At 70.1% G+C, this 3,696-nt stretch carries 2 protein-coding genes; one reads left to right on the top strand and one right to left on the bottom strand.

Annotation, left to right across the window (positions count from 1 at the left end; genetic code table 11):
* The coding region (locus AB0M20_RS32005) for a D-arabinono-1,4-lactone oxidase (protein WP_364304062.1) at positions 1-1,074 on the top strand (1,074 nt) is incomplete at its 5' end.
* Here the strand turns inward: AB0M20_RS32005 and topA are convergent.
* Positions 1,071-3,696, bottom strand: a 2,626-nt coding sequence (gene topA, locus AB0M20_RS32000; protein WP_364304061.1) for a type I DNA topoisomerase, incomplete at its 5' end; no start/stop codon positions are given. The two genes, AB0M20_RS32005 and topA, sit on opposite strands and share 4 nt — an antisense overlap.

Below are 3,696 nucleotides of genomic sequence, written 5' to 3'. Positions count from 1 at the left end.
GCCGTGGACGGGCATCTGGTCACGGTGCAGGCCGGCGCGGTCCTCGCCGATCTCAACGCCTGGCTCGCCGCGCATGGGCTGGCCATACCCAACCTCGGGGACATCGATGTGCAGACGGTGGCCGGAGCTGTCTCGACGGGCACACATGGCACGGGTGTCGCATATTCGACGCTTGCCTCGTGCGTGGAGGCCGTGACGTTGGTGACCGGCACCGGCGACGTCATCAACGTGGACAAATCGGACCCACTGCTGAAGGGTGCCGCCCTGTCGCTGGGCGCCCTCGGGATCATCACCGAGGTCACCCTGCGATGCGTCGACGCCTTCACCCTGCTCGCCGACGAGCGGCCGATGGCGCTGGCCGACGTGCTGGCCGGGCTCGACGAGCACCTCGCGGCCAACGACCACACCGAGTTCTACTGGTATCCGTACACCGACCGGGCGCAGCTCAAGCGCAACAACCGGGTGCCCGCGTCGGACCGGCCGCTGTCACGGTTCCGCGGCTGGCTGGACGACGACTTCCTGCCCAACACGATCTTCCAGGGCGCGTGCCGGCTGGGCCGGGCGGTGCCCGCGGCGGTGCCGACGATCAGCGCCGTCGCGGCGCGGGCCCTGACGGCCCGCACCTACACCGCGCGGTCGGACCAGGTTTTCTGTACGCCGCGGCGGGTGCGGTTCACCGAGATGGAGTACGAGGTGCCGCGCGCCGCCATGCCCGAGGTGTTGGCCGCGCTGCCCCGGATCATCGAGGCGCTGCCGTTCCGGGTGCAGTTCCCGGTCGAGGTGCGGTTCACCGGCCCGGACGACCTGTGGCTGTCGCACGGGTACGACCGCGAGTCCGCGTACATCGCCGTCCACCAGTTCGCCGGCAGCCCGTACGAGCCGTACTTCCGGGCCGTCGAGGCGGTGTGCGCGCCGCTCGGCGGGCGGCCGCACTGGGGCAAGCTGCACTACCGGGATGCGGCGTCGCTGCGCGAGGCGTACCCGAAGTTCGACGATTTCCTGGCCGCGCGCGACCGCGTGGACCCGGCCCGGGTCTTCACCAACGAATACCTGGACCGGGTGCTCGGCGACTAGTCGGTGGAGGCGGTGGCCTTCTTGGGCGCCGCCTTCTTCGGAGCGGCCTTCTTGGCCGCTGCCTTCTTCGCGGGCGCCGCCTTCTTGGCTGCCGTCTTCTTCGCCGGCGCCGCCTTCTTGGCCGCCGCCTTCTTGCGCGGCGCCGGGCCCTTGGCACGCTTCTCGGCCAGCATCTCGGACGCCTGCTCGACGGTCAGCTCCTCCGGCGTCTGACCGCGGCGCAGCGAGGCGTTGAACTCACCGTCGGTCACGTACGGCCCGAAGCGACCCTCTTTGATCACCATCGGCTTCTCGGTGGCCGGGTCGTTGCCCATCTCCCGCAGCGGCGGGGCGGCCGCCCGGCGCTGCCGCGACTTCGGCGCCGCCAGCAGGGCCAGCGCCTCGTCGAGCGTGACCGTGAAGAGCTTGTCCTCACTGTCCAGCGACCGGAAGTCGTTGTCGCGCTTCACGTACGGGCCGTACCGCCCGTTGGCCGCGACGATCTCCTTGCCCTCGCCGTCCTTGCCGATCGTCCGAGGCAGCTCGAGCAGTTTGAGCGCCTGCTCGAGGGTGAGCTCGTCGGGCGTCTGCGACTTGAACAGCGAGGACCGCCGCTCGCCGCTCTGCACATACGGCCCGTAACGGCCGGACTTCAGCTGCACGGCGTCGCCGGTCGCCGGGTCGTCGCCCAAGCTGCGCTCGCCGCCGTCACCGAGGAAGAGCTCGTCGACCTTTTCCGGCGTCAGCTCGTCTGGCGCCACACCCTCGGGGATCGACGCGCGGTCCTCCGGCGCGTCCTCGGCCGCGTCGGGCGCCTGCCGCTGCAGGTACGGCCCGTAGCGCCCGACCCGGACCACGACGTCGCGGCCCTTCTCGTCGGTGTAGAGCGGGATCGAGTTCACCGCGCGGGCATCGATGTCCGACAGGTTCTCGGTCACCATCTTCTTCAGGCCGCCGGCCTTGGCGATCGAGTCGTCGCCGCCCAGGTCGCTGCCGAAGTAGAACGCGGTGAGGAAGTCCAGCGCCGCGTGGTCGCCGCCGGCGATGTCGTCGAGCTGGGTCTCCATGGCCGCGGTGAAGTTGTAGTCCACCAGCCGCGGATAGTGCCCCTCGAGCAGGCCGACCACGGCGAAGGCGAGGAACTCCGGGATCAGCGCCTGACCGCGCTTGATCACGTAGCCGCGGTCCTGGATCGTCCGCATGATCGACTCGTACGTCGACGGGCGGCCGATGCCCAGCTCCTCCAGCGCCTTGACCAGCGACGCCTCGGTGTAACGCGAGGGCGGCGAGGTGTGGTGACCGACCGCGTTGAGCTCCTCGGCGTCCAGCGGCTGGTCCTTGGCCAGCGCGGGCAGGCGGCGCTCGGCGTCCTCGGCCTCGGCGTTCTCGTCGTCGGAGGACTCCACATACGCCCGCAGGAAGCCCGGGTCGGTGATCGTCTTGCCGGTCGCGCCGAAGTCGACCTCTTCGCCGGCCGTCGAGATGGCCCGGATCCGCACCGAGATCGAGTTGCCGACCGCGTCGGTCATCTGCGATGCGACGGTGCGGCGCCAGATCAGCTCGTACAGCTTGAACTCGTCGGTGGACAGCTCGTTGGCCACCTCGCCCGGGGTGCGGAAGTTGTCGCCGGCCGGGCGGATCGCCTCGTGCGCCTCCTGCGCGTTCTTCACCTTGCCGGTGTAGCGGCGGGGCTGCGGCGGGACGTTGGCCTCGCCGTAGAGCTCGGCGATCTGGCGGCGGGCGGCGCTCAGGGCGGTCTCGGAGAGATTCACCGAGTCCGTACGCATGTAGGTGATGTAGCCGTTCTCGTACAGCCGCTGGGCCGTACGCATCGTCTGCGAGGCGGAGAACCGCAGCTTGCGCGAGGCCTCCTGCTGCAGCGTCGAGGTGATGAACGGCGCGTAGGGCCGGCGCCGGTACGGCTTCTCCTCGACCCGGGTGACGGTGAACGGCCGGTCCTCCAGCCGCGCGGCGAGGCCACGGGCGCCGTCACCGTCCAGGTGCACCACGGCGGCGCCGGGCTTGACCTTGCCGGTGGTGGGTTCGAAGTCCTTGCCGGTGGCGATCCGGTCCCCGTCCAGCGCGATCAGCGTCGCGTTGAACGTACGCGGCCCCTCTTTCGCGTTCTGCACCGCCAGCAGCGCGTTGATGTCCCAATACTCCGCCGACCGGAACGCCATCCGCTGACGCTCGCGCTCGACCACGATCCGGGTGGCGACCGACTGGACGCGCCCGGCGGACAGGCGGGGCATCACCTTCTTCCACAGCACCGGGCTGACCTCGTACCCGTAAAGACGGTCGAGGATCCGGCGAGCCTCCTGCGCGTCGACCAGGTCGCGGTCGATCTCGCGCGGGTTGGCGACGGCGGCCTGGATGGCCGGCCGGGTGATCTCGTGGAAGACCATCCGCTTGACCGGGACCTTGGGCTTGATCGTCTCGACCAGGTGCCAGGCGATGGCCTCGCCCTCGCGGTCCTCATCGGTGGCGAGGAAGATCTCGTCGACCTCTTTGGCCAGCTTGGTCAGCTTGGCGATTTGCTGCTTACGGTCCGCGGAGACCACGTAGAGCGCGTGGAAGCCGTTGTCGACGTCGACGCCCAGCCGCGCCCACGACTCACCCTTGTACTTGGCGGGGACGTCGGCG

Source organism: Actinoplanes sp. NPDC051633, assembly GCF_040681735.1.
Taxonomy (GTDB): Bacteria; Actinomycetota; Actinomycetes; order Mycobacteriales; family Micromonosporaceae; genus Actinoplanes.
The sequence above is the reverse complement of the archived record's forward strand: the minus strand, read 5'-3'. Positions and strand labels throughout refer to the sequence as shown.